Source organism: Ascidiaceihabitans sp., assembly GCF_039986515.1.
GTDB lineage: Bacteria > Pseudomonadota > Alphaproteobacteria > Rhodobacterales > Rhodobacteraceae > Ascidiaceihabitans.
This window is the reverse complement of the sequence record NZ_JBDWQO010000007.1, coordinates 113,203-136,718: the sequence shown is the minus strand read 5'-3', so window position 1 is coordinate 136,718 and position 23,516 is coordinate 113,203. Positions and strand designations below refer to the sequence as shown.

The 23,516-nt window shown below is 56.3% G+C and carries 25 protein-coding genes; 3 read left to right on the top strand and 22 right to left on the bottom strand.

The window, feature by feature from the left end:
* Positions 1–3: 3 nt before the first annotated feature.
* The 12 genes from ABJL60_RS03305 to ABJL60_RS03250 all read right to left on the bottom strand — a co-directional run bounded on the left by ABJL60_RS03305 (position 4) and on the right by ABJL60_RS03250 (position 8,803).
* Positions 4–873 (bottom strand): cell division protein FtsQ/DivIB, encoded by an 870-nt coding sequence (locus ABJL60_RS03305; RefSeq protein WP_348287209.1) that lies wholly within the window; start codon positions 871–873, stop codon positions 4–6.
* The gene (locus ABJL60_RS03300) at positions 861–1,739 is read right to left on the bottom strand and encodes a D-alanine--D-alanine ligase (protein ID WP_348287253.1); all 879 of its coding nucleotides are present in this window, start codon (positions 1,737–1,739) and stop codon (positions 861–863) included. Before ABJL60_RS03300 ends, ABJL60_RS03305 begins: the two co-directional genes overlap by 13 nt.
* 138 nt (positions 1,740–1,877) lie before the next feature.
* Entirely contained in the window at positions 1,878–2,795 is a 918-nt protein-coding gene (gene murB, locus ABJL60_RS03295) for a UDP-N-acetylmuramate dehydrogenase (RefSeq protein ID WP_348374765.1), read from the bottom strand.
* 100 nt (positions 2,796–2,895) lie between these two features.
* Positions 2,896–3,159, bottom strand: coding sequence for a hypothetical protein (locus tag ABJL60_RS03290; protein WP_108828858.1), 264 nt, complete (start codon positions 3,157–3,159; stop codon positions 2,896–2,898).
* Positions 3,156–3,413 (bottom strand): DUF2484 family protein, encoded by a 258-nt coding sequence (locus ABJL60_RS03285; RefSeq protein ID WP_348287213.1) that lies wholly within the window; start codon positions 3,411–3,413, stop codon positions 3,156–3,158. Before ABJL60_RS03285 ends, ABJL60_RS03290 begins: the two co-directional genes overlap by 4 nt.
* Positions 3,410–3,661, bottom strand: coding sequence for a DUF2484 family protein (locus ABJL60_RS03280; protein WP_348287215.1), 252 nt, complete (start codon positions 3,659–3,661; stop codon positions 3,410–3,412). The genes ABJL60_RS03285 and ABJL60_RS03280 overlap by 4 nt, the downstream gene beginning before the upstream one ends.
* Positions 3,658–4,035 (bottom strand): hypothetical protein, encoded by a 378-nt coding sequence (locus ABJL60_RS03275; protein WP_348287217.1) that lies wholly within the window; start codon positions 4,033–4,035, stop codon positions 3,658–3,660. The genes ABJL60_RS03280 and ABJL60_RS03275 overlap by 4 nt, the downstream gene beginning before the upstream one ends.
* The gene (locus ABJL60_RS03270; RefSeq protein ID WP_348374763.1) at positions 4,032–4,343 is read right to left on the bottom strand and encodes a hypothetical protein; all 312 of its coding nucleotides are present in this window, start codon (positions 4,341–4,343) and stop codon (positions 4,032–4,034) included. Before ABJL60_RS03270 ends, ABJL60_RS03275 begins: the two co-directional genes overlap by 4 nt.
* Positions 4,340–5,749 carry a UDP-N-acetylmuramate--L-alanine ligase gene (gene murC / locus ABJL60_RS03265; RefSeq protein WP_348374761.1) on the bottom strand — a complete coding sequence of 470 codons (1,410 nt, stop codon included), beginning with the start codon at positions 5,747–5,749 and terminating at the stop codon, positions 4,340–4,342. The genes ABJL60_RS03270 and murC overlap by 4 nt, the downstream gene beginning before the upstream one ends.
* Positions 5,746–6,861 carry a UDP-N-acetylglucosamine--N-acetylmuramyl-(pentapeptide) pyrophosphoryl-undecaprenol N-acetylglucosamine transferase gene (locus tag ABJL60_RS03260; protein WP_348374759.1) on the bottom strand — a complete coding sequence of 372 codons (1,116 nt, stop codon included), beginning with the start codon at positions 6,859–6,861 and terminating at the stop codon, positions 5,746–5,748. The genes murC and ABJL60_RS03260 overlap by 4 nt, the downstream gene beginning before the upstream one ends.
* The gene (gene ftsW / locus ABJL60_RS03255; RefSeq protein WP_348287226.1) at positions 6,858–8,027 is read right to left on the bottom strand and encodes a putative lipid II flippase FtsW; all 1,170 of its coding nucleotides are present in this window, start codon (positions 8,025–8,027) and stop codon (positions 6,858–6,860) included. Before ftsW ends, ABJL60_RS03260 begins: the two co-directional genes overlap by 4 nt.
* A gap of 248 nt (positions 8,028–8,275) precedes the next feature.
* Complete coding sequence (locus ABJL60_RS03250; RefSeq protein WP_348287228.1) at positions 8,276–8,803, bottom strand: redoxin domain-containing protein; 528 nt, start codon at positions 8,801–8,803, stop codon at positions 8,276–8,278.
* 96 nt (positions 8,804–8,899) lie between these two features.
* Here ABJL60_RS03250 and ABJL60_RS03245 point away from each other — a divergent pair, with 96 nt between their 5' ends.
* Positions 8,900–10,069, top strand: a complete 1,170-nt coding sequence (locus ABJL60_RS03245) for an NAD(P)/FAD-dependent oxidoreductase (RefSeq protein WP_348374757.1) — start codon at positions 8,900–8,902, stop codon at positions 10,067–10,069.
* Positions 10,066–11,172 carry a hypothetical protein gene (locus tag ABJL60_RS03240; RefSeq protein ID WP_348374755.1) on the top strand — a complete coding sequence of 369 codons (1,107 nt, stop codon included), beginning with the start codon at positions 10,066–10,068 and terminating at the stop codon, positions 11,170–11,172. The genes ABJL60_RS03245 and ABJL60_RS03240 overlap by 4 nt, the downstream gene beginning before the upstream one ends.
* Here ABJL60_RS03240 and murD read toward each other — a convergent pair.
* From murD to mraZ, 10 genes are all read right to left on the bottom strand, one after another.
* Positions 11,169–12,569: a UDP-N-acetylmuramoyl-L-alanine--D-glutamate ligase gene (gene murD / locus ABJL60_RS03235; RefSeq protein ID WP_348374753.1), complete on the bottom strand. Its 1,401-nt coding sequence runs from the start codon at positions 12,567–12,569 to the stop codon at positions 11,169–11,171. The two genes, ABJL60_RS03240 and murD, sit on opposite strands and share 4 nt — an antisense overlap.
* 61 nt (positions 12,570–12,630) lie before the next feature.
* Positions 12,631–14,082, bottom strand: a complete 1,452-nt coding sequence (locus ABJL60_RS03230; RefSeq protein WP_348374751.1) for a tetratricopeptide repeat protein — start codon at positions 14,080–14,082, stop codon at positions 12,631–12,633.
* The gene (locus ABJL60_RS03225; RefSeq protein ID WP_348374749.1) at positions 14,079–14,285 is read right to left on the bottom strand and encodes a hypothetical protein; all 207 of its coding nucleotides are present in this window, start codon (positions 14,283–14,285) and stop codon (positions 14,079–14,081) included. Before ABJL60_RS03225 ends, ABJL60_RS03230 begins: the two co-directional genes overlap by 4 nt.
* A 70-nt stretch (positions 14,286–14,355) precedes the next feature.
* Complete coding sequence (gene mraY, locus ABJL60_RS03220) at positions 14,356–15,438, bottom strand: phospho-N-acetylmuramoyl-pentapeptide-transferase (RefSeq protein ID WP_348287239.1); 1,083 nt, start codon at positions 15,436–15,438, stop codon at positions 14,356–14,358.
* Positions 15,439–15,469: 31 nt separating this feature from the next.
* Positions 15,470–16,891 carry a UDP-N-acetylmuramoyl-tripeptide--D-alanyl-D-alanine ligase gene (murF, locus tag ABJL60_RS03215; RefSeq protein WP_348374747.1) on the bottom strand — a complete coding sequence of 474 codons (1,422 nt, stop codon included), beginning with the start codon at positions 16,889–16,891 and terminating at the stop codon, positions 15,470–15,472.
* Positions 16,888–18,372, bottom strand: coding sequence for a UDP-N-acetylmuramoyl-L-alanyl-D-glutamate--2,6-diaminopimelate ligase (locus ABJL60_RS03210; RefSeq protein WP_348374745.1), 1,485 nt, complete (start codon positions 18,370–18,372; stop codon positions 16,888–16,890). The genes murF and ABJL60_RS03210 overlap by 4 nt, the downstream gene beginning before the upstream one ends.
* Positions 18,373–18,390: 18 nt before the next feature.
* Entirely contained in the window at positions 18,391–20,178 is a 1,788-nt protein-coding gene (locus tag ABJL60_RS03205) for a penicillin-binding protein 2 (protein ID WP_348287243.1), read from the bottom strand.
* The gene (locus ABJL60_RS03200) at positions 20,175–20,528 is read right to left on the bottom strand and encodes a cell division protein FtsL (RefSeq protein ID WP_108828873.1); all 354 of its coding nucleotides are present in this window, start codon (positions 20,526–20,528) and stop codon (positions 20,175–20,177) included. Before ABJL60_RS03200 ends, ABJL60_RS03205 begins: the two co-directional genes overlap by 4 nt.
* Positions 20,528–21,511: a 16S rRNA (cytosine(1402)-N(4))-methyltransferase RsmH gene (rsmH, locus tag ABJL60_RS03195; protein WP_348374743.1), complete on the bottom strand. Its 984-nt coding sequence runs from the start codon at positions 21,509–21,511 to the stop codon at positions 20,528–20,530. Before rsmH ends, ABJL60_RS03200 begins: the two co-directional genes overlap by 1 nt.
* Positions 21,511–22,002 (bottom strand): division/cell wall cluster transcriptional repressor MraZ, encoded by a 492-nt coding sequence (gene mraZ, locus ABJL60_RS03190; protein ID WP_348374741.1) that lies wholly within the window; start codon positions 22,000–22,002, stop codon positions 21,511–21,513. Before mraZ ends, rsmH begins: the two co-directional genes overlap by 1 nt.
* 742 nt (positions 22,003–22,744) lie before the next feature.
* Here mraZ and ABJL60_RS03185 point away from each other — a divergent pair.
* A complete protein-coding gene (locus tag ABJL60_RS03185; protein WP_348285225.1) occupies positions 22,745–23,515 on the top strand; it encodes a hypothetical protein in 771 nt (256 codons plus the stop codon).
* The last annotated feature ends 1 nt before the right edge of the window (position 23,516 follow it).

Genomic DNA, 23,516 nt, shown 5'->3' with positions numbered 1-23,516 from the left:
ACCTTACTGCCCTATCTGCCGGATGCGCCACATCTCGGTGGTGGCGTTCTTGTTCATTTGGACTGTGGGACGTTGCCCCAGCCGCATATCCACACGCGCGACATCGCGGCTTAGGACGTCTTGGGCGCCCTCAAGTGCAATGACCCGTTCTAGCGCACGCACCGGATTTTCAGTTGGTAACAAAATGCGTTGGTCGCGGTCCAGAACCACATCCCAGCGTCGTTCCCCCATGCGCACAAGACCGCGCAGCCGGTCACCCAACGGGGCCGCTACGTCCAGCAACTCAAGCGCCTGAGAGATGTAGGCATTGGCCCCGTCCCCCGCGATCAAAGGCAAATCAGACCGGTCCACACGGAACGGGATATGCGCCACATGCGCCCCCGTCGCATCAATCAATGATAGGCTAGAGTGGTTGCGCCAGACGGCCACAGGCACCCGTGGCGTCACATCAACCTCTAAAACACCACCCGGCCTGATCCGCAAAGCCGCCTCGGCGACAGGTGGTAAATCCGTGATGGTTGTGCGCATGGCTTCAAGATCCAGATCAAAAGAGCTGATCGGAAAATCGAGGGCCAGATTGGCGCGAATATCTTCAGACATCTGCGTGTCAACACCATCGATCGCCATCAAAGTGACCATAAATTCGGGGCGTTCCTGAATGGCCGCGCGGGTATCAGCCACGCTGTCGCGGATGGCTTGTTGGCGGTCGGGATTGGCAAAATAGGCAGTGCCCAGCGTCAGCGTCAGCACAAACGGCACACCAACCCGCAGTCCGAACCGAAAACCGGGCGTCAGCATCAGACGTTGCAAGCGCCATGACCAACGCGACGGGGCCGGATCAGCCTTTGGGGTGCGGCGCTTTAGCGGTTGCATGATGCGTCCTCCACCATCCAGCGGCACAGTTTGGGGAATGTGATGCCTACGGCCTCGCCCTGTTCAGGGCTTAGGGAGGTTGCGGTCATGCCGGGCTGGGTGTTGGTTTCTAAAAGGATCAAACCGTCTACGCCACGCGCCTCGTCCCAGCGGAAATCAGTGCGCGACACACCGCGACAGCCCAAAGCATCATGGGCGCGCTTAGCATACTCCATACACAGGTCAAAAATCTCGGATGGCACGTCCGCAGGCACCACATGGGATGATCCGCCCTCTTTGTATTTGGCGTCGTAGTCGTACCAACCGGTGGTGAGAATATCAGTGACCGTCAAGGCGCGGTCGCCCATCACAGTCGTGGTCAATTCACGGCCCGGCGCAAAGGTTTCGACCATCACCTCATCGGGCATGTCGTCGTCCAACTGCGGTGGCCCGTTGTTTTCGGCCTCAACCAGATACACCCCTACCGAGGAGCCTTCATTGTTGGGTTTCACCACGTAGGGCGGTTCCATCACATGGGCCGCACGAACGTCATCGCGTTTGGCAATGATGCTTTTGACAATGGGCAATCCAGCCTGTGCAAACACGTCCTTGCTGCGCTGTTTGTCCATCGCAAGGGCGGACGCCAAAACGCCAGAATGGGAATAGGGAATGCCCAACCATTCAAGCACACCCTGTACGCAACCGTCTTCGCCCCAGCGGCCATGCAGGCAATTGAGAACAGCATCCGGTTTAATGTCTTGTAAACGCGCAACAAGATCGGGGCCGGCGTCGACCTCGATCGCGTTGATATTTTCTTCCCTCAATGCAGCGGCGCAGGCTTTGCCTGTGGACAGGGACACCTCGCGCTCTGCGCTTGGGCCGCCCATCAATACCGCCACGTTTCGGGGTGTCCTGCTCGACTGACCCACCGTGGTGCCTCTAATGTCCCGGACCCTTTTGCGGATCCTTTAATTATTATGCCAATTTTGGCTTTGTATCTGCGGGGCTATACCCAGTTGAGCGCCTTATTTCTCACCGACCCGCATAATTTCCCATTCTAGCGTGATACCGCTGGAATCGTAAACCTTTTTTCGCACGTCTTCACCCAATCCTTCCAGATCGGCAGCCGTCGCGTTGTCGGCATTGATCAAAAAATTCGAGTGCATCTCGCTCATCTGTGCGCCGCCTTTGCGCGCACCGCGCATCCCAGCATCATCAATGACCTTCCACGCCTTGAGATCATGCACATCGTCCGCCTGCCCCGTTGACGAAAAGCCAGCCGGATTGCGAAAGGTACTGCCAGCGCTGCGGTCTTTGGTGGGTTGGGAGGCATCCCGCTTCGCGATTTGATCGGTCATCCGCGCATGTAGCGCCTCGGGACGGCCTTCGGGCGCTTCAAACGTCGCTGAAATCAGCACAGCGCCTTTGGGTAAGTCACTTTGGCGATAGGAGAAATTCAGATCTTGTGGTGTCAACGTCACAATATCACCGTTGCGCAAAACGGCCTGTGCCGATACCAGAACATCTGCAGTATAGCTGCCGTAGCACCCTGCATTCATGCGCACAGCGCCGCCGATACTGCCCGGAATGGTACGCAAAAACGTCAAATCCAATCCGGCATCCGCGGCTTTACGGGCCACATGCGCATCCAGCGCCGCAGCGCCGGCTGTGACACGGGTGCCGTCAATTTCTATCCCGTTGAACCCGCGCCCCATCCGGATCACCACAGCCTTTATGCCGCCGTCGCGCACAATCAGGTTGCTGCCCACACCCATGGGGAAAACCGCCACATCAGCGGGCAATTCACGCAAAAAAGCGCTTAGGTCTTCGACATCCGCAGGGCGGAACAGAAAATCCGCAGGCCCGCCCACGCGCAACCACGTCAAATCCGAAAGATCCCGGTCGGGCGTTACCGTGCCGCGCACCTGTGGCATTTCAGTCATGTGTCATCTTCCGCCTCGGGAATTTGCGCCAAAGCGCACCACGCCGCAAACATCATCAGCAATGATACGGGCAAAAATAGCACCACCAGAATAATCTCGATCATAGCGTTCCCCGATCTTTGCGGGTTCGGCCCCAGACCCATCCCATAACGGCACACGCGCTTTGGAACAGCGCAAACGCGATAATGGCAAGCATGGGGCCTTCAGACATCGGCGGGATGCCCAGCACATTCCAGAAAATCAACGCCAACGCGAGGATCGCCGTCAAAAGCCATCCGAAATACAGCAAAAACCGTTGCTGCGACAGGATCACAAAACTGACGCAGCCCATCAGGATAACGGGGATAAAGAAGACAAAGCTCATGACGCGCCCTTTCCGCCCAACCGGCGCACCCAGCGGCCCAGATAAATCACGGGCCAGCGCAAGATTGACACCCCCGCCGCCAACACCAAAAGCCCAATCCAAGGGCCATTTTCCCATGTGACATAGCCCACAATCGGGATGCCGATAGCGATCAGAATGTAGGCATTGCGCCAATGCAAATCTTTGCTGGGCGTCATCGCCAGAACATTTGCGATCAAAGCCCAAAGACAGGCCAGAATTAGGGATGTGCTCATTTTGGCAACTCCGGTTCTTCCCCCCGAAGCCGCGCAAACAAATAACGCAGCGGATTTCGAAACATCGACACAAAAGCAGCGGCAGCAGCGATGGCGGCAAGCGGATGGACCTGAACGCCGATCCAAACAATCAAGAACGGGGCCGCGATCAGCAAAATCACCCCCGGCACATATTGGCGACGCATCGGCAGCATAGCGCATGCAACCGATGCAAAAACCCAAGTGATACACGCGAACAAAAGGGTCATGGGTTTGCCCCTTCCTTGCGCAGGCGCATCGCCCACCCAAGCCACGCGCCCAGCAGATAGTACACAAAGGCAGGCACAATCACGATTGCTGCAAAAACCACCAAGATCATGATCAATTCACCCATGAACAAGGCGGCCCCGATCACCATTGCAACAAGGCACAGGCCGAACAGCACTGCCACTGCTTTGAACGCAAACATGTATCCCAAACGCGCCAGCACAAACCCAATCGGCGCCATGATCAGCCCGACAAAGAACAGTGGCAAGATCTCGGACATGTTCACAGGAATGGAATCGCCTTCGTTGAAGCCGGCCTGGGCCGCGGACACCGCGAAGAACAGAAGAAATGAAAGTGCTAATGGCCACCGGATCATGCCGTCCTCCACCGCTGCCAGCACCAGACGACGACCGCAGCAACTCCCGCGCAAATTGCGGACCAGCCGACCATATACCCTGCGATGATTGCCATCGGGCGAACAGTCACGCTCAGACTCGCGAAGACATCCGCCAAGGGCACGCCCTGATACAGGCCCTTGATCCCGAAATAGACAAAAGGTGAGAGCATCATCAGGACGGCAATCCCAAAAACCGCCGCCATCGTCTTCAAGAACCCCAAAAACAAAGTAACTGGCGCCGCAAGCAAGGGCACGGCGACAGGCAAAAGGATGAACAAAAAGCTCACGCAGCCCCCTTCATCAGACGCGCGGGCAAACCATTTGCCCATGTGGAAATCGTCCCCGCGCCAAGGCACACAACCATATCACCGGGGCGGGCTTGTTCGCGCACCAGCCGTTCCAGATCGGCCTCGTCGTTGACGCTGCGCGCATGGCGATGTCCGTGGCGGATCAACCCTGCAACCAGATCATCGCGTGAAGCGCCCTCGATCGGGTCTTCGCCAGCGGTGAACACATCCGCAATCCCGACCACATCCGCGTCATTGAAACACGCACAAAATTCGTCAAAATGGTGCGAAAGACGCGTGAAACGGTGTGGCTGGTGCACCGCAATCACACGGCCCTCAGATGATTGGCGGGCCGCTTTCAAAACAGCGGCAATCTCAACCGGGTGGTGGCCGTAATCATCAATAATTGTCACACCGTTAATCTCGCCGACTTTGGTGAATCTTCGGTTCACACCACCGAAATTGGCCAAAGCGTCACGAATTTCATCCGCTTTCATGCCCAAATGGCGCGCCACGGCAACAGCGGACAACGCGTTGGACACGTTGTGGTCCCCCGGCATGGGCAAAGAACAGCCCTCAATCACCATGTCCTCAGATTGCAGCGCGATATCAAACGTCGCAACGCCGCCTTTGTAGTGCAGGTTCACTGCCCGCACGTCAGCCTGTGCATTGAACCCGTAAGTGACAACGCGGCGGTCGGTGATCTTGCCCACAAGGCTTTGCACGTCAGGATCATCGGTGCAGCACACAGCAACACCGTAAAACGGAATGTTGGACACAAAATCCAAGAAGCCCTGATGAAGCGCCTCTTCGGTGCCCCAATGTTCCATGTGTTCGGGGTCGATGTTGGTCACGATGGCAATGGTCGCGGGTAAACGATTGAACGTGCCGTCGCTTTCGTCCGCTTCAACCACCATCCATTCACCAAGACCGACACGCGCGTTCGAACCATAGGCGTGGATGATCCCGCCGTTCACAACCGTGGGATCAAATTTGCCCGCCACCATCAGTTCCGCCATCATGGTGGTGGTTGTGGTTTTGCCATGCGTGCCTGCGATGGCAATGTTGGATTTCAGGCGCATCAATTCCGCCAGCATCTCGGCGCGGCGCACGATAGGAAGGCCGCGCGCCCGTGCCGCATCCAGTTCAGGATTGCCCGGTTTGATGGCCGATGAAATAACAACAACAGCCGCGTCATCAATGTTCTCGGCGCGTTGCCCCTCAAAGATCAAAGCGCCTTGGGTCTGCAAACGGTCGGTGATCTTCGAGGTTTTCAGATCAGACCCTTGCACCACATATCCATGGTTCAAAAGCACCTCGGCAATGCCCGACATGCCAATGCCACCAATGCCAACGAAATGAATGGGGCCCACGTCTCCGGGCAGTTTTGTGGCGGCAGCGTTCATGCGCGTGCTCCTTTATTGGGGGGGCTGTATTGGGCCAAAGTTTCAACCATATGAACAAGCGCTTCTGTGGCGTCCGGTTTGCCAGCATTTAACGCAGCGCGTGACATCATCAGGGCTGCATCGGGCGTGCCCAGAACGGTTTCGATTTGGGCGGTCAACGCTTCGGGGGTTAGCATGTTCTCAGGGATCAAAATAGCACCGCCTGCCTCAACCAAACCACGCGCATTGGCGGTTTGGTGATCGCCGGTCGCCGCCGCAAAAGGCACCAGAATGGAAGGACGCCCGATAACAGATATGTCTGCAACCGAAGATGCGCCTGAACGGCTGATGACCAACTGTGCTTCGGACATGCGGCGCGGCACGTCTTGGAAAAAGGGTTGTACGTCGGCGTTTATCCCGTTTTCGGCGTAAAAGCTGCGCACACGGTCTTCGTCTTCGCCGCGCGCCTGATGGCTGACGCGAATGTTTTGCAGCATGGTCATCGGCAGGGCGGCAATCGCAGGCGGCACCACGTCCGACAGAATCCGCGCCCCTTGGGATCCGCCAATCACAAGCAATTCCATCGGGTAGTCACCGGGTTGGATATACCCTGCCCCTGCCCGTTCCAGAACCGCACCGCGCACTGGGTTTCCCACATGCACGCCCTTGATCCCTTCGGCCAAATCCGTCGGCCATGTGCCACAGGCCACGGCATCGACACGCGGCGCAAACAGCTTATTGACGCGCCCCAAGATGCCGTTTTGTTCGTGGATCATGCGTGGCTTGCGCAACAGGGTCGCCGCCGCCATCGCAGGAATGGTCGGATAGCCCCCAAAGCCCACCACAACATCCGGTTTGTCCCGCATCATTTTGAAAGCGGCCGTGATTACGCCGCCAGCAATACGAAACGGCACCAACGCTTTGGCCGCCAGCCCCCCGCGTGCGAAGGTTGCGCTGCTGATCTGTTCAATCTCGGTGGTGTGCGGAAATCCGCCAGTATAGCGTGCGCCACGGGCATCGGTGCTTAGCTTCACGCGCCACCCTTTTGCCAACATCGTCTCGGCCAGCGCCTGGGCCGGAAACATATGTCCGCCCGTGCCGCCCGCCGCAATCATCAACAAAGGTTGGCTCATTTCATACGTCCCCGGCCCAATAGCTCGCTGATCTCGCCCTGCGGACGCGACCGTGTGAAAGCCAGAAGCATACCCAAGGCGATCCCCGACGCAATGACTGACGATCCACCGTAGCTGACAAACGGCAAAGTCATGCCTTTGGCGGGCAGCAGACGCACAGCGACGCCCATATTGATCATCGCCTGAACGCCAAACATGCAGGCCAATCCGGTGCCTGCCAAACGAATGAACGGGTCACGTTCACGCACCAGACGCAGCAGTGATCGCACCACAATCCCCGCGTACAAAGTGATGATGCACATCACCATAATCAGCCCGTATTCTTCGGCAGCCACTGCGATAATGAAATCTGTGTGCGCATCCGGCAGCGACCACTTCACCTGACCTTCGCCCACCCCCACACCAAACAGACCACCTTCGCGAATGGCATTTGTGGCATAGCCAAGCTGGGTGGTGGGATCGACATCGGCGCTTAAAAACCCGTCAATGCGGCGCGCGAAATGTTCCGAATTGGCATAGGCAACAGTCCCTGCAACAACAACCAGTCCGGCCATACCCACCAACAAAAGCATGGGTGCGCCGGCCACAAAATACATCACGCCCCAGCCAAACAACACCAGACACGCCTGACCAAAGTCGGGCTGCATCGCGAGCATAAAAACGATCGTCACGCATAAGATAAAGGACCATGTGCGCCCCGGTGGGCCGTTCAATTCATGTCCCGCCGCCAACATCCAAGCCGCCACAACGACAAAACCAGGTTTCAAAAACTCAGACGGTTGCACCGACGCAAAGCCAAGCGAATACCAACGCACCGCCCCTTTGCCAAAATCCGTACCAAAGAACGGCAACATCGCCAAAGCAACAAAAGCGCATAAAAACCCAAGAACCGCGAGGCGCCGTACAACCAAAGGCGTCATCATCGACGTTAAAATCATCGCCAACAGCGCAACACAGCCAAAAAACGCTTGGCGCTGCACGTAGTGAAAGGGTTCAAATCCGTTTTTGGCTGCAAGTGGCGGAGACGAGGCCAGCCCAAGCAACAGCCCCACAGCAAACAGGATCAAAATGCATGACATCGCCCATTTATCAATTGTGCGCCACCATTTGGGAAGGATCGGTTCGCCCCGCTGAACGGGAACCGCGCCATAGACCATTTCAGTCATGGGTACTGCCTTTACACTGCCTCTTTGCTCGCATGTTTTGCAACAGGAGCTGCCCCATTCTTGGGATCTAGCGCCAAGTATAGCGTGTTTTGGTGCGCAGCGCTACTGCGAATTGCGCTGACACAGAAGGCCACAACCAGATTAGGACCGGCACGGAAAAAGCGCCGAACCGGCGACTGTTGTATGGATTGGACCTGCGGACAGCGGCTTGCGTGTCTTGGGGATCAGCCCGCAGGAGTTACGCGCTGTTACCGGCCAAATGTACCACGTGTCGGGTAGTCGTCGGACTGGTTCGCTTTCATTCCGCGCAACACATTGGCCAGCGGCGGGCGCAGGAAAGGCGCATTGGAAATATCCACCATCCGCAAGACACCTTCCGGCATAATCACGAACAACCCCGGTTCTGCAAAAGCACGACCGTCTGCCTCTTGGGGAGAGCGCGGATTTGACACATAAAGCCCCATCGAAATCATCTGATCTGTCGTCAATCCATACCCGACCGGCATGCTGAGTGCGCATTCGGATTGCATTTTTGCGGCTTTGTCTTGCGGATCTCCTGACGCCACAACCGCATCACAGCCTGCGGCATGAAAGTCAGGTAAAAGTGCTTCAAGATCCGCCAAGTATTCCACACACAAAGGGCAGTGCAACCCACGGTAAATGATCAACAATTGCCAGTCGAAACCCTTTGATGGCGTGCCCAGTGAAAGCCGGCCTCCCCCCAGTGCCGCCACGTCTTGCGTTGGGAAAACTTCACCTGTGTTAAGTGCGTGCATGATCAAATCCTTCGTTGATTATCCAAACCGTCGTAGGCTACGCGGCATTTGCCAAGACGGCTTGACCCCTTTGGGCCGCTCTGGCACTGCAAAACCATGAAAATTGACACGTTAATCATTGGCGCGGGCGCTGCGGGCCTGATGTGTGCGGCCCATGCCCCCGGACACGTGCTGATCGTGGATCACGCCAAAAAGCCGGGCGAGAAAATCCGCATTTCTGGCGGGGGCCGCTGTAATTTCACCAACATGTATTGCGAGGCCCACGCCTTTTTGTCGCAAAATCCCCACTTCGCCAAATCAGCGCTGGCGCGGTACACGCAATGGGATTTTGTCGAACTGGTGGACAGCTACGGCATCAAATGGCACGAAAAGACGTTGGGCCAGCTTTTTTGTGACGTCTCTGCCAAAGACATTGTCGCCATGCTGCTGGATCTATGCGCCAAAAACGACGCTGAGGTCCGGCTTGAAACCAGCGTGAAGGCAATTGAACAAAATGACGGCGGGTACAGCGCCACGTTGGTGACTGGCAGCACGCAAACGCGTCTCTCTTTCAAAAACCTTGTTATCGCAACAGGCGGCAAATCAATCCCGAAAATGGGGGCCACCGGGTTCGCCTATGATGTGGCGCACCAATTCAATATTCCTGTGACTGACATCCGCCCTGCCCTTGTGCCTTTTACCTTCCCCGAAAACCGGTTTACGCCGTTGGCTGGCGTCGCTTTGCAGTCCCGCGTAACTGCGGGGGCGGGACAATTCGACGAAGCGATGTTGTTTACGCACCGTGGTCTGTCTGGCCCCGCTGTTTTGCAGGCCTCAAGCTATTGGGTTGAGGGCGACGTGATCACGTTGAATATCGACCCCGCCAACACACTGATGCAGGCGCTGCGCGACAAACGTCAGACTTCGGGACGCAAGAACCTGACGACGGAACTGGCCACATTACTGCCGGGGCGGCTGGTTGAATTTCTAACGGACGAGCTGGCCCTAAACGGAAACCTTGCCGATCAATCCGACGCACGGCTTCGGCAAATCTGCGAGGCGTTGCAGAACTGGCAGCTGACCCCCAACGGCACCGAAGGGTATCGCACCGCCGAGGTGACGCTGGGCGGGATCGACACCAACACGCTGTCGTCGAAAACCATGGAATGCAAGACCGTGCCGGGCTTGTATTTCATCGGCGAAGCGGTGGATGTGACAGGCTGGCTTGGGGGGTACAACTTTCAATGGGCATGGGCCTCGGGCATGGCCTGTGCGCGCAGCCTATGAGCGATAACATCATCGGATACATGGCCTTGCCGCCAAGCCGCCTGTGGACCTACACCAAGTGGTTCGCAATACTTTGGGGGATTTTTGCTGTGCTTGTGGGCGACGCGGTGATCACCTATTTTATGTTGCAGGCCACCTTGGCACCGCTGATCTTTATTGCCTTGTTTGCCACCCTTAAAACCAACACGACCCTGATCAAGACCCAACGGTTTTGGCCCTGCCTTCGCGAGGCCATCGCATGGGCCCTGATGATAACCTACTGGGCCTTTATTCTGGTGATTTCATGCAATTTGTTCATGCCCACAGGTGTCAGCTTTTTAACAACCGGGGAACCGGCGGATGGGACATTGTGGGGGGACTTGCTGCGTGTCTACGACTTTGCAGGTTTGTGGCAGGTGGCTGGCCGTGATCTGGTGGTTTTCTTTATGGACATGTGCCTGTTGTTGTTTTGCACGTCCTTCTTTCGCGACAAAGGTATTTTCGCCACGCTGGCAAATGCAGATGCCATCATTTTGTTTGTAACAACGCTGGCTATTCTTGCAGCAGACGCATCTGTGACGTTGATCTTTCAAGGCATAACTTTTGATTTGGGACTGATCTTTGCGGGATTTGTCCAGATCATTGCCGACAGATTGACCTGGCTTGTTTGGGCCGTCAGCAACCTGGAGCTTTCGGTCTGGGCCTACTGGCACGCCATCAAAGACCAATTTGTCCAAGGGCAAGGCAACCCTTTGTTTCTGACGTCGGCTATGCCGATCGTGTTGCTTTTGGTGGCATTGACCAAGTTACGTGGACAGCAAACACCCGTGAACGGTGATGCAAGCAACCCATTCAGCGGACGCATTACGCTGATTTTTCTGACTGTCGTGCCAGCCTTTGTCTACATCATCGGCGTGCACGGTTCGCTGCTAGAGGTGTTTGATGGCACAGAACGCGGGCTGATGTGTTTTGTTAGGGTGTTTTCCATCGCGGCCGCGTTCGCCGTGTTTATTATGTTTGCAGCGCTGATTTTGCTGGGCCCACTCTATGCGACGGAACGTATGCTGCGTTGGTCGCGGGCCACAGCAGAACCACTGCACGACAAGACCAAAACGCATCCCTAGTCGGACAGCCGCGCCATAACCTGAGCTGCAAAATCGTCGCCGCGCTTCTCAAAGCTATCGTATTGGTCAAAGCTGGCGGCGGCCGGTGCCAACAACACAACATCCCCTGCCTCAGCATCCGCCATTGCTGACGCAACGGCCTCAGCCATTGTCGTGCACACTTGGGTCTCAGTATCAAGTTGCATGGCAAATTGTGCAGCTTCGCGTCCAATCACATAGGCTTTCAGCACCTCGCCAGACACTGCGTTTAGCCCCTCAAGCCCACCTTCTTTTTGTAGCCCACCGCAGATCCAGCGAATGCGCTTAAACGCCTGCAAAGCCTTGGCTGCGCTGTCCACGTTGGTGGCTTTGCTGTCGTTGACATAGCGCACGCCCTGCGCCTCGGCGATGGTTTGTGAGCGGTGCGGCAAACCGCCGAACGTATGAAACGCCGCTTCGATCACCTTCGGGGCCAAGCCCAAAGCACGACAGGCCGCATAGGCCGCGCAGGCGTTTTGGTGGTTGTGCGCGCCGGGCAATCCCGCAACGCCGCGCAAATCAATCGACGCCGCTTGCCGTCCCTTGCGGTACTCCGATAAGAACCCTTTGCGTGCAAAGACCTGCCACCCCGGCCCTGTCAGCTTTTCCTCGACCGAAATCCGCATGACACGGTCATCTGTTGGCCCTTCGGACAGTTGCCCTGCCAAAAAGCGCCCTTCGTCTTCGTCCACACCGATAATGGCACGGTCAGGACCACCTTCCGCAAACAACCGCCGCTTGGCCGCAAAGTACCCGCCCATCCCGTGATGCCGGTCCAGATGGTCGGGGGACAGGTTGGTAAAGACGGCAATGTCCGGTGTGAGGCTGCGCGCCAATTCAGTCTGATACGACGACAGTTCCAGCACCACCACTTCCCCGTCAATGGGCGGATCAATATCCAGAACGCCCCGTCCGATGTTGCCCGCCAACTGACACGGGCGGCCCACATGTTCCAAGATGTGATGGATCAATGCAGAGGTCGTCGATTTTCCATTCGATCCCGTGACAGCGACCACTTGCGGGGTGATGTCGAAATTGTTCCAGTCCGATGTGGCAAAGCTTTGGAAAAATAGGCCGATATCATTGTCGACAGGCACACCAGCCGCCAAGGCCTTGGTCACAACGGGGTTTGGTGCCGGGTACAGATGGGGGATGCCGGGCGACACGATCAAACGCGCTATATCATCAAACGCACCTTGCTTTTTAAGGTCACGACACATCAACCCATGCGTTTCTGCGGCCACACGGGCGGCCTCATTATCATCCCAACACACCGGCGTGGCACCGCCATCCACCAGCGCCAAAGCCGCAGACAGACCGGAGCGCCCAAGTCCAAGGACCGCAACGTTTTTACCAGAAAGACCAAGTACCGTAATCATGCGCGCCTCATTTATGTGTCGCGGCATGCCTAGCGCAGGTTGGCGCAAGGGTCTAGCGGGGTTAGGGGGTGTCGGGCAGGTCGGCGATACGGCGCAGGGTTGTCGCAATGTTTGGGTGATCCTCAGGCAGAGTGGCCCGAAATATCCCCAAGGCCTGTTCCAACATCTCACGGCCTTCTGTCGCCCTACCCGTCTGACCCAGAAGGGATCCCAGATTAACGAGGCGAATAGCATAACTCGGATGCCCCTCCCCAATCGTCGCACGGGTAATCTCCAATGCCGCGCGGTACAGCCCCTCCGCTTCGGCAAAGCGACCCTGCGCCTCTACCACACCCGCAAGGTTGTTGAGGTCAATTGCATAGTCCGGATGCCCCTCCCCAATCGTCGCGCGATCAATTTCCAACGCATCGCGGTACAACCCCTCCGCTTCGGCAAAGCGACCCTGTGCCTTTACCACACCCGCAAGGTTGTTGAGGCGAATAGCATAACTCGGATGCCCCTCCCCAATCGTCGCGCGATCAATCTCTAATGCCGCGCGGTACAGCCCCTCCGCTTCTGCATAGCGACCCTGCGCCTCTACCACACCCGCAAGGTTGTTGAGGGGAATGGCATACTCTGGATGCCCCTCCCCAATCGTCGCGCGATCAATCTCTAATGCCTCGCGGTACAGCTCCTCCGCTTCGGCATAGCGACCCTGTGCCTTTACCACACCCGCAAGGTTGTTGAGGCCGCTGGCATAGGTCCGCGACGTCTTTCCTTGGTCGGTCGCATCAATCTGCAATGCCTCACGAAAAAGCGCCTCTGACGGCTCATATTGGCCTGTCTCTTGGTACGCAGTTGCAAGACGATCCAATCCACGTGACAGGTTCGGGCGGTCATCCTCCGCCCTTGCCTTGGCCACCATATCCTCTGCAAACCGCAGGGAGGATTTGTAGTCCCCTGCCAGTTTTGCAAATTGCGCTGCTTTATAAAGGGTGTCCAAAGTGTCGGCCAACCTCGCTGCCCGCGCATAATGTGTGGCGGCGTCGGCCCAGCGTACGGCCTCTTCGGCGATCACACCCTTGCCAAAATGTGCATCCGCAAGGCGTTGCGCTGCCCGGGTTTCGACCTCGATCACCTCATCAAAGATTTCGTCTGCTTTGGAATGGTCCCCACCTTCAAGGGCCACCTGCGCATTACGAATTCTATTTTCGCCGATATCGACAGTGGCATCTTCCAACAGCTTTTCGAGGGCTGCGATCCGGTCTTGGTATTCTTTGTATGCGAATTCAGGGTTCGCGACACGGCGTTCGTATTCTTGGACTTTGCGCTGAAGCGTCATAATCTCAATTTGGGCCTCGGCGCTGTCCGCCCGTTTTATCGCGTCAAACTTATCCTGCAAATCACTACGCAGTTCTGCAAGGCGTTCGTTCAAAATCCGTTCGTGTTGATCGGGCGGAATACCGTGAATATCACGCCCCGCCTGTTGCACGCCCGTTGAGTCAGTTACCTGATTATCAGTCCGCCCAATCATGCGCCGGATTGATCCACGTCGCGGCTGTTGTTCGCTGTGTTCTGCGTCGTACCAGCACCACCTTTTTGCTTAACGTTTGTTGAGCTATCAGCAGTGTTTGTCGTTGTGTTGGAAGGTGCACGCCATTGCCGCCAAGCGATGAAAACACCGACAACCGAAATCAACCCAACAATCGCACCCCAATAGTCAAAAATAGAAACCATCACACCAAACCCTTCGTTACAATCTGAGGTAACATAACAGGGGAATGAAAAGTGAAAAGTATGTTTCTATCTACCGCACCTTCAACGTCGCCAGTCCAATCATCGCCAAAATCAGCGAGATAATCCAGAACCGGATCACGATTTGCGGTTCGGCCCAGCCCTTCTTTTCATAGTGATGGTGGATCGGCGCCATCAGGAACACCCGTTTACCTGTGCGCTTGAAATAGAGGACCTGGATGATCACCGACATCGCCTCGACCACGAACAATCCGCCGACAATCGCCAGCACCAATTCGTGTTTCGTGCTGACCGCGATCGCGCCCAATGCACCGCCCAAGGCCAAAGACCCCGTGTCGCCCATAAACACCGCCGCGGGGGGCGCGTTGTACCACAAGAACCCCAATCCGCCGCCAAATATACCCGCTGTAAAGATCAGGATTTCGCCTGTGCCCGGAACGTAGTGCACATCCAGATATTCCGTGAAATCCACGCGCCCCACCGCGTAGGCAATCACACCCAAAGTCCCTGCCGCAATCATCACAGGCATAATCGCCAGACCATCCAGTCCATCCGTCAGGTTCACCGCATTCGCAGCCCCAACGATCACGATGATCGAAAACGGTATAAACAGGTAGCCAAGGTTGATCAGCGTGTCTTTGAACACAGGCAAAGCCAGTTGGTTTTGCAAAGCATCCGGGTGGTTGATGGCTGCGACATAGGCCGCGATCCCTGCGATCAGGAACCCCAAAAGCAAACGGACTTTGCCCGAAACACCTGCCGTCGTCTGCTTGGACACCTTCGCGTAGTCATCGGCGAACCCGATGGCGGCAAAGCTGAGTGTCACAAACAAAACGATCCACACAAACGGGTTGTCCAAACGCGCCCACAGCAATGTGGATGTGGTCAAAGCCCCCACAATCAGCAGTCCACCCATGGTCGGTGTACCCGCCTTTGCAAAATGCCCTTCGGGGCCGTCATCGCGAATGGGTTGGCCTTTGCCTTGGCGGCGGCGCAGCACGTTGATCAGGGGTTGCCCAAACAGAAACCCGAACAAAAGTGCTGTCATAAAGGCCCCGCCTGCGCGGAACGTGATGTAGCGGAACAGGTTGAAAAAGTCCCCCCCATCGGAAAGTGCTGTCAACCAATAGAGCATTACCGCCCCCTCTACTCACGATTTAGTGTTTTTATGCGTTGGAACGGGGATGGCCCATTTTACGGATGGCGTCAACGATAAGCCCCAGTTTCATCGACAAAGACCCCTTCGCCAACACCACATCACCCGCATCCAAGCTTGTGCGGACTTCGATCTGATCCGAAGTTTGCGCCCATTGCCCGCGCTTCTGATCGGGTAAAGCATCGTAGAAATGCCGCATCAACGGACCGATGCAGTGTATCACGTCCAGGTCTTGAACAAACGCGAGGTCCGCAAGACCCGCATGCAGGTGCGCCTCGTCCGGCCCAAGTTCTTTCATATCACCGACAAATGCGACACGGCGTCCCTTGCCCACGCGCCCGACATCATCGACTGGCTCTGCGGCGGCCAAGACCTCCAAAGCCGCCGCCATGGACGTGGGGTTTGCGTTGTAGCTGTCGTCGATCAATTCCAGCGTCAGATGCGTCTCGACAGGATCCAGCACAATCGTTTCGCGTGCACCGCGTCCTTTGTAAGGCGACCAACGCCCCAAAGACGCGGCCGCCAGCGCCAAATCGGCCCCCAATGCCTCGCAACAGGCCAATGCCCCCAGCCCGTTCATCGCAAAGTGCCGGCCAGCTGTGTTGATCTTGAACAGCAGCGGCTGTTCAAAGGCTTCGGCTTGCACAACGGTTGTGTCCCCTTGAATGGACACATTTTTCAAAACGTAATCAAAGCCGTGTTCGCCAAACCCGATGTCTCGGCGCTTCATGTCATGCGCTTTGGATTGCAAGATTGCCGCCGTTTCAATGTCGTTGTTGATGACGGCCGATCCACCATATTCCAGCCCTTCCATGATGCTGGCCTTCTCGACCGCGATCCCTGAAATGTCGTCAAAGGCTTCCAAATGCGCGGCCGCTACCGTGGTGATCATCGCCACATGCGGGCGTGCCATCTTGGCCAAAGGCGCAATTTCGCCAGGGTGGTTCATGCCGATTTCGATCACCGCGTATTCGGTGTCCGCGGGCATCCGCGCCAAGGTCAACGGCACCCCCCAATGGTTGTTGTAAGACGCGACAGAGGCATGGGTGCGCCCCTGATCGCCCAACATGTCGCGCAGCATTTCCTTGGTCGATGTTTTGCCAACGGACCCTGTCACCGCCACCACACGTGCATCCGTGCGCGCCCGTGCGGCAACGCCCAAGGCCTCGAGACCGGACAAGACATCTGCGACAATCAGCAACGGTGCACTTTCGTCCATCCCGTCAGGGATGCGCGAGACCAGCGCGGCGCTGGCGCCTTTCTCTAAGGCTTGGGCGACGAAGTCATGCCCGTCACGGGCCGCTTCCAATGCGACAAACAAATCGCCCGGTTCTATTGTGCGGGTATCGATGGACACGCCCGTCGCCTTCCACGCAACAGTGACTTTGCCACCCGTGGCTTGCGCCGCCGCGTCCGATGTCCAAAGGCTCATGCCAATCTCCCTTCAAGGGCTGCAACCGCAACACTTGCCTGTTCTGCATCGTCAAAGGGCAACACATCATCGCCGACGATTTGCCCGCTTTCATGACCTTTGCCCGCAATCAACAGCGCGTCGCCCGGACCAAGGGTGTCAACGGCCCGCAAAATCGCCTCGGCGCGGTCGCCCACTTCCGTGGCCTGGGGGCAGCCTTTCATCACCGCCGCGCGGATCAAGGCGGGATCCTCAGAGCGCGGGTTGTCATCGGTCACAAACACCACATCCGCATTGTCCGCCGCGGCCTGCCCCATCAAAGGCCGCTTGCCCGCATCCCGGTCTCCGCCGGCACCGACAATCGCCACCAAACGTCCCATCACATGCGGACGCATGGCCGACAGCGCAGTGGACACCGCATCGGGTGTGTGGGCGTAATCCACAAACACCGCAGCCCCGTTGGCGCGGGTTGCCGCCAATTGCATCCGGCCTCGCACAGTGGTGAGATGTTCAAGCGTATCAAAGACATGGGCGGGTTCTGCGCCACAAGCGATCACAAGTGCCGCAGCCAGCATGACATTGTCAGCCTGAAATGCGCCCAAAAGGTTCAAACGCGTCTGATAGGTTTTTCCCAGATATGAAAAACGCAGGTCCTGCCCCGTCGCATCCATCCGTTGTGCAACCAATTGCAAGTCCGCGCTTGTCCGTCCAACAGTGATCAGGCCTTGGCTCCGGACTGTTGCAATCGCCACCATATCAACGCCGTGCGCATCATCCATGTTGATGACTGCGGTGCCATCCTCGGGCAGTACCCGTGCGAACAATCCTGCTTTGGCGTCGAAATAGGCCTCAAAGGTCTTGTGATAATCCAGATGGTCTTGGGTGAAATTGGTGAACCCTGCTGCCTTCAGAACAACCCCGTCCAAACGGCGTTGGTCCAACCCGTGCGAGGACGCTTCCATCGCCGCATGGGTGATGCCTTCAAAAGCGGCCTGTTTCAACGTGCGGTGCAATGTGATCGGTTCTGGCGTTGTGTGGTTCAAAGGGGCGGTCCACGACCCTTCCACCCCTGTGGTGCCAAGGTTGACGGCCTCAAGGTCCAATTCATTCCAGATCTGGCGCACAAACGTGGACACGGATGTTTTGCCATTGGTGCCGGTGACTGCAATCATCGTTTTGGGCTGTGCCCCGAAAAACAACGCAGCCGTGCGTGCCATGGTTTCGCGCGGTGTTTCAGACACAACCAACGCCGCATCACCGTCGCGCAATGCCTCTGCTGCGATCAAAGCACCTTCGGGGTCGGTCAAAATGGCCGCAGCCCCCTTGGCTAACGCCGCTTTTACAAACGTAGCCCCATGGATATTGCTGCCGGGCATAGCGCAAAACAGGCAGCCCGGACGGACCTCGCGGCTGTCCACGGCCATCGACCCCAATACCGGATTCGCGTCCCCCACGGCCATCAGACCCAAAGATTTCAAAGAGATAGAGATCGGAGTGACCATGCCCGCTGCCTTTTCGGCTCAGTTGCTGCTGGTCAGCGTTATATCAGCCAAGGACACCGGTTCAACGGTTGGACGCATCCCCAACAACGGGGCCACGCGGCGGATCATTTCGGCCGCAACAGGCACGGCGGTCCAACCCGCGGTGCGACGTGGTTTGTCACCTGATGTCTCGACCGGTTCGTCCAACGTCACAACCAGCACGTATCTGGGGTCATGGGCGGGAAAAATGGACGCGAACGTCGCAATCACCTTGTCGTCGTAATATCCGCCACGCGGGCGCGGTTTGTCGGCTGTGCCGGTTTTGCCACCCACTGCGTAGCCTTCGACCTCTGCAAAGCTGGCTGTGCCTTCGGACACAACCTTGCGCAGCATTGTGCGCGCAGCAGAGGCCGCATTGGTGCTCATGACGCGCGGGCCGTGTTTTGTGCCATCTTGTTTCAGAATGGTCGGAGTGACCGCAAATCCGCCGTTTGCAATGGCGGCATATCCGGCGGCCAAATGCATAGGCGACGACGACAATCCATGACCGTAAGATATTGTAACGGCTGATAAATCCGTCCACCTTTTGGGCAACAGAGGCTTGCCGCCCGACGCTTCGACAATTTCGAAAGCTGTTGGTTCAAAAAACCCCATGGATTTCAGAAATTCTTTTTGACGCTTTGATCCGATTTGCAAAACCATCCGCCCCGTACCCCGGTTCGATGATTTCACGATGATGTCGGTAACGCTAAGCGTGCCGTAGTTCTTGTTGCGGAATTCGCCAATCGGATAACCACCGACGCGCATCGGACCATCTGTTTTGATCATGGTCGAAGGGTTGACCAACCCAAGGTCAACCGCTTGGGCTGCTGTGAAAATCTTGAACACCGACCCCAATTCATAAACGCCCTGCACAGAACGGTTGAACAGCGGATCGTCACCCTTGTCGCCTTGCGTGATCGGGCGTGGTCGATTGTTGGGATCAAAGTCCGGCAAAGATACAACCGAAATGACTTCGCCGGTGTGCACATCCATCAAAACCGACGTCGCACCCTTGGCGTTCAGCAGCTTCATACCACCATATAAAACACGTTCAGCCGCGGCCTGCACAGTCAGATCCAATGACAGCTCCAACGGCGTATTGCCATTGGCTGGATCACGCAAATATTCGTCAAAATATTTCTCGACACCGGCCACGCCGATGACTTCGGCGGCTGACACGCCTTCCTTGCCAAAAGACGCGCCGCCCATGACGTGTGCGGCCAAAGTTCCGTTCGGGTACAAGCGCATGTCGCGCGGCCCAAACAACAGCCCCGGATCGCCAATATCATGTACGGCCTGCATTTGCTCGGGGCTGATTTTCTTCTTCACCCACAGAAACTTACGTTCGCCTGTGAAATCCTTTAGCAACCGAGCAGGATCGAGATCGGGAAAAATACCAACCAGTGCTTTGGCGGATCCTTCGGGGTCAATCAACTGGTGCGGTTGGGCGTAAAGAGCATGCGTTTCAAAGTTGGTGGCCAGCAAGTTGCCATTGCGATCCACAATATCCGCGCGTTGCGCCGAGATTTTCGCCCCTAATGCGGCCGAACGTGGTTCAACCGGATCAGAGGTTGCAAGCATCCCCATACGCCCACCCACAACGGCAAAAGCGCAAAAGAAAAACATGCCAAGCACCAGCAGACGCCCTTCGGCGCGGGACCGTGCCCGCGCTTGCATATCTTCATGACGAATGCGTTTGTTTTCGCGTTCAATTGCGTCCGGGTTCACACCGTTTTCACGTGCTTCAAGGACACGGGCCAGAGGGCGTAACGGGATACGGATCATGGCTGGTCTCCGGTGTTGGACACATCGACGGGATTGGTAATGGGCAGCGTTTCGTCGTCTTCCACCACTGGATATGACACTTGATCGATCATGCCGAACTGGTCAGGTGTGATGGGCAGCAGCCCCAAGCTGTCGAAATTGATGTCGGCCAATTCGCGCAACCGGTCGGGGCGGTTCAGGTAGGCCCATTCCGCCCGCAAAACGGCCAACCGCGCATGGCTGGCACGAATTTCTTTACGCAGCTGATCGGTTTCGGCCAAGGATTGTTGCGTGGCATAGTTTTCACGGTACGCCCAGAACGCCAGACCAACGACACCTAAAACTGTCAATATATACAATACAGTGCGCATTATTTGCCCTCGACCGTTGGCATGCCCAACGCTTTTGCGTCCACCAACCCGCTTGGCGCGTCTGTGCGTGTCGCCACCCGTAGTTTGGCAGAGCGTGCGCGCGGGTTCATCTCGACCTCATCTGCGTCCGCGGCAATCGCCTTGCGCGATTTGACTGTAAATTGCGCAGGCAGTTTTTCTGTTTCGGGTGCAAAGCGATTGGCGTTGGCCTGATTGCCGGACCGCGCGGTCAAAAAGCGTTTGACCATCCGGTCTTCGACGGAATGGAATGTGACCACCGCCAATTTTCCGCCCGGTTTCAATGCCCGCTCTGCTGCCATAAGCCCCTGAAACAATTCCCCATATTCGTCGTTCACCGCGATGCGCAACGCCTGAAAACTGCGTGTGGCGGGGTGGGATTGGTTGGGTTTGGGACGCGGCAAACAAGATTCTATGATGCCTGCAAGGCGCAATGTGGTCGTGATAGGTTCAAGCGTCCGTTCGCGTACAATAGCCTTTGCTATCCGGCGAGACGCGCGTTCTTCACCGTAATGAAACAGAATGGCCGCGATGTGTTCTTCTGCGCCTTCATTGACGATATCGGCGGCAGACAGCCCATCTTGTGACATGCGCATGTCCAAAGGCCCGTCGCGCATAAAGGAAAAGCCGCGCTCGGCCAGATCAAGCTGCATAGAGCTGACGCCAAGGTCCAGAACCACGCCGTCCAGATCCTGCGCATAGTCGTCCATCTTCGAAAACACACCTTGCGTCAGTGTAATACGGTCGCCGTAGTCCCCCACCCAAGGGGCTGCCATTTCAAACGCCAAAGGATCGCGATCCACGCCCATGACATGATCCGCGCCAGCATCTAAAAGATGTTTGGTATAGCCCCCTGCCCCGAACGTGCCATCCAGCCAACGCCCCTGAACAGGGTCACAGGCTTTGACAATCGCGTTGATCAGCACCGGAATATGTGGCCCAGTTTCCTGACCGCGGTCCGACATTATTCCATGTCCCCGTCCAGATAGACGGAAGGATCAAGATCAGGATCAAACCCATCATCATCCAATGCCGCGATGCTGTCATCGTAGGCTTCGGGGGTCCAGATTTCGAACGTATCGCCAGAAGACACAAAGCGCGCCAAGCCATTCAGGCCGATTTTGTCGCGGAGCTTCGCGGGCAAAACGATGCGGCCTGTATCATCCACAATCACCTCAACGGATTGCGCGGAATACAAACGCTCCATCGCTTTTCGCTTGGCGGACCCACGGGGGAATTTTGCAATCTTGTCGTCGACCTCGTCCATGGCTTCTATCGTGAAGCCTTCGAGGTAGTCGCGCGTCGCACCACCGTAAACAAGGATGATGCGGGGCGGCAGGCCGTCGGTCCAATCGGGGTCACAGGCTTCGATCACACGGCGAAAAGAGGCTGGTATGGATACCCGCCCCTTCGTGTCGACCTTATGGTCGCTTTCGCCTCTGAACCTGCGTGCCACTGGCCTGCTTCCGTCCCTTGTTTGCGTGCGCGTCCGCACCGAATTCATGTCCCCGTGGTGGATGTAAAAACGGCGGGTTGATCTGCTGCCACTGATCAACCCGCCGCCATTGTCCCGCTTGGCGGGAAGTCCAGCTGCGCGCGCCACCTGGGGGGATGTCTGCTCGCTCGCGCGCCGGATCTCTTGGTCTGATGAAAGCGAGGTGCCTGTATGAAACCTGCTAGAGTTTTGTTTTTGTGTGGGGTCGTTTGGTGCCCCGTGGTCTCGTTCTCATCCGATGCACTAGGGATGCCATGGGAAAGCATGGGCTGGCAAGGGATTATTTGGGAGATGACCCAGCGCACACATGACTTCAAGGGCATTCGAGTGACCGAAGCATGTGGATAAGTTTATGAAATTTGGCCCAATTAGCCTTTTATTGGTAAACGCCCACTATATATGGTGTAAGCTCACCCAAAGACAAAGCGGCCCATAAATTCCCAAATAAATTCTGATTTCCTCTGCGCCACCAGTGTGTTCTTTTTTTGTTCACACAAGCAAGAACTGCAAAACCAACCTTCACTCACTAAATTCAACCAAAATCATACAAATTTCACGACTTGATTCGCCCTTCTTGCCGCTACGGACCATGATTTCCCATGAACGGACCATTCCATATTCCTGCCAAACCAACACAGGCGCACTTGTCTTAGTCTGGGCGATCTATCACACAACGCGGCGACACCGATGAGGAGATCTGGGCATGCCATTACTGATGCAGACGATTATCGCCCTCAGCCGCCTTCCTATTCATGCCTTCTTGGGCTCTTCAATAATCTTCTACTTTTGCGGCCCAATCATGGCACGAACCCTGAAACATCTTCTGCCCCGAAGCGTACTGGCATTCAAATTTGAAGACGCGTTGACCGTGTTAAGCACTGTCAGCGCAACCGCTGCACTTCTCACGAGCATCATAATATTTTGTGCCTCAGTTTCTTGGTATCTCAGTAAACAAAGCAACTACCACAAGGCGGGTGGGTTGCGATCATTGATTGTTTACATACTGACGTTTTGGATAATCTTTGTTGGCGCTATCACTGTGCTGACCGCGATATTATTTTTCGCATGGGGCGGACTGGCCATTTTTGCGAGGCTTACAAGCGGCGGCCTAGACAGCAGGCTGATATTCATTTTATTATTGCCTATGCTTATGCTGTTGATCGCAATCTGGGCTGGCTTTCTTCTTATATTTGCAATTGTGCGCAGTGCGGTATGTTTGCCAACGGCGTTTACCCACACACCGTTGAACATCATACAAATATGGCAATCCAAATCCGCAAATGACTCCGATTTGGTCTTCGCGACAGCAATCATTTTTGCCCTAATATTAGGACTGAATATTGCAACAGCGCTTGGTGCGCCAGAATGGGTTATCGCCCAGAGCGCAATGGGCGTTTTCCTGTTCACTCTAGCCCTGCTACAAACTGCATCTGAAACACTTATGGAGACATCAAAGCCTTCACCCAGAAAGTAGC